Annotated in this window: 6 protein-coding genes; 2 read left to right on the top strand and 4 right to left on the bottom strand. The window is 38.8% G+C overall.

Annotated elements, in window-relative coordinates:
• Together FTV34_RS15855 and repM are read right to left on the bottom strand one after the other, a co-directional pair.
• The coding region (locus tag FTV34_RS15855; protein WP_218949375.1) for a plasmid replication DNA-binding protein at positions 1-300 on the bottom strand (300 nt) is incomplete at its 3' end.
• Between the two features lie 68 nt (positions 301-368).
• Positions 369-1,298 (bottom strand): replication initiation protein RepM, encoded by a 930-nt coding sequence (gene repM, locus FTV34_RS15850; protein WP_086222692.1) that lies wholly within the window; start codon positions 1,296-1,298, stop codon positions 369-371.
• A 596-nt stretch (positions 1,299-1,894) separates the two neighbouring features.
• Between repM and FTV34_RS15845 the strand changes: the two genes are divergently transcribed.
• On the top strand, positions 1,895-2,098 hold the full coding sequence (locus FTV34_RS15845; protein ID WP_004968112.1) for a hypothetical protein: 204 nt from the start codon (positions 1,895-1,897) through the stop codon (positions 2,096-2,098).
• 1,004 nt (positions 2,099-3,102) lie between these two features.
• Here FTV34_RS15845 and FTV34_RS15840 read toward each other — a convergent pair.
• A complete protein-coding gene (locus tag FTV34_RS15840) occupies positions 3,103-3,246 on the bottom strand; it encodes a hypothetical protein (protein WP_180015695.1) in 144 nt (47 codons plus the stop codon).
• A gap of 701 nt (positions 3,247-3,947) precedes the next feature.
• Here FTV34_RS15840 and FTV34_RS15835 point away from each other — a divergent pair.
• Complete coding sequence (locus FTV34_RS15835; protein WP_225531288.1) at positions 3,948-5,024, top strand: hypothetical protein; 1,077 nt, start codon at positions 3,948-3,950, stop codon at positions 5,022-5,024.
• A 102-nt stretch (positions 5,025-5,126) separates the two neighbouring features.
• On the opposite strand, the gene FTV34_RS15830 is transcribed toward FTV34_RS15835, so the two are convergent.
• Positions 5,127-6,452: an ISNCY family transposase gene (locus FTV34_RS15830; RefSeq protein WP_180009761.1), complete on the bottom strand. Its 1,326-nt coding sequence runs from the start codon at positions 6,450-6,452 to the stop codon at positions 5,127-5,129.
• Between the last annotated feature and the right edge of the window lie 252 nt (positions 6,453-6,704).

The following is a 6,704-nucleotide window of genomic DNA, read 5'->3' as shown; positions in this document are numbered from 1 at the left end:
TGCTTCTAGTTGTTCTCTTTGGAAAATTTCTCGTTCATGTGCAAGTTCCAGTTGTTTTTTTAGTATGTCTACCTGCTGTTTTAGCATGTCTACTTCTGTCTCTTTTTGTACCGTAGTAGACTGTAACGTAGTTACATTATTATTTTTATTAGATGGCTCGCCAAATACTCGTATGGCTTCAGATAAATCTATTTTACCATCACTATTTTTTGATAAATCCCCTTTATTTATACGTTTATAGATACTTTGACGATTCATTCCATAGAGTTGAGCTAATTCAATAACAGATAGTGCTTTCATCATGTAACCCAAGTAAAAGTCTGTATGTCAGTAGACAATATTTAGTAATGTAACGTTACATCAATGATTTAACGATAGCCAACCTTTTCAAGCATGGGAGCAAACTCTTTTAACTTCTCAGAATCTTTAAGCATTTCAGCAATTCTTACTGCGAATTGAGGATAGCTTTCAGTTCCTTGAGAGTATTTACTCATTTCAGGAAGTTCAGATAGCTTATTGGAAAATAAGTGGCGTTGAGAGTCAGTCATTTTTTTTGAAAAAAGATCTAGATTGCCAGATATTGTCTGATTTTCTAATGATTTAGTTTTAGATTTTTTTTGTTTAAAAGAAAAAGAAAAACCAGATATTGAACGGCCTTTTTTATGCTGTTGGTAGGTTGCCTCTATATCTGTTTTTTCGCTAATTTCAGAAATGGCTAAGTCAAGAACTCTAGTTTTAAAGTGATCCATACGCTTGTATTCATTAACACCAATTCCAAGTTGTTCTCTAAAAGTTGCTAATTCAAATACTGGCGTTTTTCCAATAGCTTTCCATTGAATTAATAACTCGTATAATCTTGCTGAATATGTACTGTTAAGCTGGGCTGTTTGGCTTAGTAAATATTGAGTAAAAAAGTCTTTAATTCCATCAATTTTACTTATGCCTTGTACAACAGCTAAAGTGAAAACAAGTTCAATAGCCCCTTCATCATCTAGATATTTTACTTGCTGAATCCATCTACTTTTGACTAATTTCCCATCTTCATCAAAGAAGCTAAATCTTCTGTTAAATAAAGAATCCTCTGCTTCTTTCATTCTCTGATAAGCATTTTGCCTTGTTGTCCCAAAAACTTCAGCATATCTCAAAGCATCTATTCGTAAAGGAGTATCTGTACTTAGTCCAGTACCCGTATGTCTAGCATCAACAATGGCTAATTGAACAATATGAAACTCTGATAAAGATAGAGTTTGAAAAGCTTGGTTTAACCGATTGGTTTTTACAACTAATTCTTTTGACATAGACTCAATTGAAATATTTTTATACCCACAGATTATAACAATGTGGGTATAACTGCAACTGTGTAGTTAAGGGTGTAATTAGGAGGGTAACTAAACGTGGGGGAATGGGTAACTAAACGTGGGGGAATGGGTAACTAAACGTGGGGGAATGGGTAACTAAACGTGGGGGAATGGGTAACTAAACGTGGGGGAATACAAAGGTTAGTTATTGAAATTTAATAATTAAAACTAAGTTAAAAACATTTAAAAACCTTAAAATAATTAAAAACCTGAATCATGAAAAATTGCCCTTGGTTTTCGCTTCGTTTCACTCGCTCAAACTCTATTGAATCTCGCTTTCGCTCGATTCGTAGGGGCAATTTTTTGGCTCATCTCGTTGTGACTTTAATAAAAAGCAAAAGCAAGATCAAAAGCAACTCGGAATTCGCTTCGCTCATAAGTTTTTTATGCTCGCTTCGCTCGGTCTAGGTGCAAAGATCAGCATGTGATCTACTTTCAATTTGTTGAAGCAAATATTTTAAAAAGCAGTTTTTCAGGGAGTCTAGGCGCAAATTTTCGTTGTGTCGCTCGTAGACACTCGCTAAAGAGGATCTGAGATGAGCAAAGATAAAAAAGATGAAGATTTGGTTTCTCTCTCGATGAAGAACTTCAACAAACCACGATGGTTTAGAGCCAATGAAGATGGTGTCTTTTGTGAAGTAACTTGGGAGGAGTTCTTTAAAAACCATGATGACCCAACAGGGTTAGAAGATTTTATGACAGATCGAGAGCAAGATACACCAAGAGATGTGGATTTATAGCGCATGGTTTGCTGTATTTGGCGTTTTATTGGTCATTCCTATTCTACCTATAGGTTTTAGTTTAAAGTGCCTTAAAACGCAAATGGTGAGCATTTAGACAACCCACCTCGTTTCGATATTCTGTTGGCAAGAATATCCGAGGGGGTCTAAAAAATGCTTATAACGTATGCACCGTAAAATTTTGTCGAAGTGCCGATTGCCAACCAACCAACACCAAACTTTAAAACGCTAATTTTATTCATAAAATCAGAAAATATTTATCCTATGGTGGATAACAACCTCGAAAAACTATGTCTTCAGAAGTTTAGTTTAGTTCGAGCGACCAACTCGAACAGCAGGGGAGACCAATCCCCATTTAACCTTTTTGATTTCCCTGTGACATTAAATTCACAGCCTTCAAGCACTTTTACCATGCAAGAAGTAACACACTCAACTACAGTCCCCTGTAGCCTCAACATCACTCTTTCGCAAAACCACGATTCCCTTAACAAGCCATTTCTGACAACGGTAGCTATGGTCTTTTCCCAACTTTAGAGAGCTTAAATACTTTCAAAGAAACTATTTAAGCCTGCTCTAAAGAAACGTCCTATTCATTCACTTACTTAATGAATATTCCAATCCGATTAATAAATCTCCTGTGATTATAGATCCCTATCTATTTCACAAAAGACGAGCAAACTATTCAGACGTTTAACGGTACAACTTCGGCAAAAACAACTTACCTTATATGCGCTACTAAAGATCGCTCCAACACATCTATGCCGATAACTTAAAATAAGTTATTCAAATACTTAGGTGACAAAACCTAATGACATAAAAGTGCGTCCCAAGTTATCTTTTGAAGTCTTAACAAGCAGTACGCCCATCCACTAATTTTCTAAACCTTTTCCTTGCTTTTCGGTACGCAGTTCCAAAATACCGATTCCGCAGCTTAAAAAATATCATCATGGGTAGAACACTTACTTAGCACAGTCGATGAGGATTTCTCCCCACCTTTAACACGTTTAAGCTATACATCGACCTTTCGAGCCAAAATGGAATGTCATCACGACAAATTCACCACCTGACCCAAAAGTGCCACTCTCGCCAGCTTTCACCTTGATCGCCTGTACCCTCTCGAATACCGCAGAAGCCATCGTGTGTGCCACGCACCTCGCCAAACCATAAAGATTCAGCGAAGAACGGTAGTTATTAACGCTACTCTCCATCTATGGATTTCACTCACTATTTCTTCAAAAGCAGGATTTCAGCCCTTTCAGCCTAGAATGGGGTTTAACCCATTCGCCACCTTTCGGTGATTCCGTTTCCTTGTCGCCCAACTTCAAGAACCAACAATGAAGTGGATTGAGTAGAATTTGAGGGTAGGCAAAAGCCACCCCTCATCAGCCCTCATCAAAGCGTACCGAGCTACGTTTCCGCAGCAGTCCGCTTCGTCAAGCAGTTTTCAGGCTGTCAACCTTTCCACTGTGAGCTGTTGAAAATCAAAATTTTTAGTGTGCCTAACGGCACACTAAAAAACGGTTAGGTCTTTTAGGTGCGTTGGTCAGACACACTTCACAACTGATGAGAAAATCATAATGCACAAAAAATATGCTGTCTAGGTGCGTTCGCATGGAACTACTTATTACCCTCTTACAAACACCGTCTAGAAGTCCTTAAAACTTGCTTCGCAAGTTCACCATAGCTTCGCTATGGAAAAAGCAAAAAACAGCTAAAAACCAAAAATCCTTTTACTCGATTACAATGCTAGTTTTTGATCAAAAAACAGCGTATTTTGTGAATTAACCCTTGATAACAATGATTGGAAATATTTTGGATGATAATTTTTAGTCCACACACAAAATTTACAATGCAACGGCTCGCTGACCATGTTGCCAATGGCGCATATTTTTATTTCAGCTTTGAGTACGACAGTTCTAAGAAATCCATTGAATCCGTTTTGGATAAGATGACAGAGCGTTATGAGTTGGGTATTTCACCAAGACAGCGTTCTTACCGCTTAGAAAAGGGTCATCCTATTTGCACGATGATCGTGCAAAGAGATGTCTTTAATGAAAATAAATGGTTTCTGTATTGCTTATTCACTACGCCTACAAGTAGAGATTTCAATACTTTCAACGGTATTGAGATTAATAAACTTGCCAAAGAGTCGGAGCGTTTGAAGATTCAGACTCTTAAAGAGAAGTACAAAGGCTTTAAGTGGGATCTTGATTCGATCTCAGCAGAAAAGACCTTGATTGCAGACTACTTCAAAGATAATGAGCCAAAACAATTTGTCTTAAAAAATCCAATTGCTGTCAAACCTACTGCCCTGGTGACTATGGAGCTTTTTAGAGATACGCATAAGACTTATAAACAGCTCATCTTGGGTGATGAAAAAGACTACAAAGACAGAGTAAGGGCTTATACGTGGACTTGGCGATATACAAAGCAAAGTATTGAAAAAATTAAAACTAAATTTACTGATTCTATTAATAAATTGGCTAGTCAAAAAAATAGTTCTCTAGCAGAGAAGAACCGAGCCGACATTAAAAATCTATTCCTGATGGTTGAAACATGGTCTGTTTTCAAAGCAAGCCGTTCCCAAGCAGGGCAGATTATCCATTTTGCACAGCGTTTTTTAAAGTACAGGTCTAAGAAGCAGAAAACATGGATGCAGATGGAAATTGCTACACCACACTTGACCTATCTACCCCGATTGCCGACCTATGCGGATACGATCCATGAATATAATTACAGACGTAATCTTTTTGATGAATATGGTGTGGAAGTGCCTTTGAAACTCATTAAAGACTACTATGGTGGTGGCTATTACAACATACCGATTCAAGCCTATGTAGCTAAAGAATTAGAAATGCGTGAGAATGGCAAAGCCATTGCTCAAAAAGCGGATGAGCTTTACTTACAAGTGCTTGAAAATGAGTAAATCCGCTAAGAGAAGCTATTAAATACGGACTTTGAATAGGTTCTAACATGCACTGTTATTCCTAAGTAGAAATGTCCTACCTAATAACCAAATAGAAATGTCCTATACCGACATTTCCAAGTCAAGCACAGGATTCAGATTTCGTTTTTGAATTGCTGTTTTCTGTGCACGTCTACGTGGCATAGCTTGAGAACGATTCCGTTTGTTTTGCTGTTCTAATTCTTCATGCTGTTGTTGAATATGGGCCAATACAGAACCCAAACGTTTATTCTCAACAATCTCTCGCTGGTTCAGCTGGCTTAATTTGTCGAAGATGCTGTAATTGATTTTTCTACCCTGATATTCAATTGCAACTGTACCATCCGGGTATTCAAGGAACTCAAGATACTTGCCAATCAATCTTTGGTTTTCTTCCGTGTTTTCCAGGAGATATACGCATTTATCATAAGTAATGGTCAGGCTGTTCGTGACTCTGCGGGGTTCACGCCAGGTAAAAATATCATCTAATTCTTCGGCTGTTTCAGTGACAGTCCGGTGTAGATCCTTGGGATTAAAGGCCATCTTGGCAAACTTCTGATTGAATTGCTCAATGAAGCAGGGTAGCCAGGCATTCGCTTGTTCAATCGAACAGATGCCTTCCAGGCGCATTTCTTTGATCAGACGGTCCTGAAGCGTTCTATTGGCTCGTTCTACACGGCCTTTGGCCTGTGGTGAATTAGCGAAGATGATATCGATATTGAGGGTACTGAGCACGCGTCCAAACTGGGTAATCTTGGTGTCTTTCTTACTGCTTTGATTCACCCTAAAGACTGAATGTTTGTCGCTGTAAAACGCTAAAGGCTTACCGTGCTGTTCGACATACAGGCGTGTCGAAATCATATAGTCAAAGGCTGATTCTGATTCACAGAAGCGTAAATGCTGCAATTTGCCTGTGGCATCATCGATAAATACCAGCAGACAGCATTTAGCAGCGCGTCCTTCAAACCAGTCATGGTGTGAGCCATCAATTTGGATCAGTTCACCATAACAGTCCCGGTTATAACGAGGCTGATACGGGCGTTTCAGGCGTTTGGAGCGAGGAATCCATAAATTAGCTGCAATCATCCAGGAACGTAGTGTTTCCACCGAGATGTCGAATCCATGAATGGTAGTGAGCTTTTCATGCGCTAAAGTGGGTCCGAAACCATGCAGTTGATCCGAAACAATATTGAGGCACTTGAGTCTGAGTTCTTCAGGAAGCCTGGAGTTGCTGATTTGACCACGTGCAGCATGGGCTAATGCAACTGGGCCTTGAGCTTTGTATTTCTGCAGTAAGCGTCTGATCTGACGTTCTGAAATATGAAGTAGCTGAGCAGCCTGGGATTGAGTTATGCGTTGATCGCAGATTTCCTGCAAGACCGACAATCGTTTAAGTTCTTTATCCGACATAGACACCAACATATCAAACCGTCCGCTTCGATAATCGCAAAAGCGCATATTCTAAAAGCGGACATTTTTACTTTGGAGAAACCGGACATTTCTACTTTGGGCTTACAATCTCGTTTCGCATAATCGCCATTATGTTAAATAACTTTTAGAAGCTTTAGTACAAGCTTGACAGATTGTCTTATCATTATAAAATAACCTTATTCAAATCATCCTCCCAAGAGTAACGCCAATGAAGTAAGTCATTTTCTCATC

Origin of the sequence: Acinetobacter sp. YH16038, assembly GCF_013417275.1 — a bacterium.
Taxonomy (GTDB): domain Bacteria; phylum Pseudomonadota; class Gammaproteobacteria; order Pseudomonadales; family Moraxellaceae; genus Acinetobacter.
The sequence above is the reverse complement of the archived record's forward strand: the minus strand, read 5'-3'. Positions and strand labels throughout refer to the sequence as shown.

What these genes read in the sequence shown, in the direction of transcription:
- repM (WP_086222692.1), bottom strand. Translation starts at nt 1,298, where the DNA reads ATGTCAAAAGAATTAGTTGTAAAAACCAATCGGTTAAACCAAGCTTTT.
- FTV34_RS15845 (WP_004968112.1), top strand. Translation starts at nt 1,895, where the DNA reads ATGAGCAAAGATAAAAAAGATGAAGATTTGGTTTCTCTCTCGATGAAG.
- FTV34_RS15835 (WP_225531288.1), top strand. Translation starts at nt 3,948, where the DNA reads ATGCAACGGCTCGCTGACCATGTTGCCAATGGCGCATATTTTTATTTC.
- FTV34_RS15830 (WP_180009761.1), bottom strand. Translation starts at nt 6,452, where the DNA reads ATGTCGGATAAAGAACTTAAACGATTGTCGGTCTTGCAGGAAATCTGC.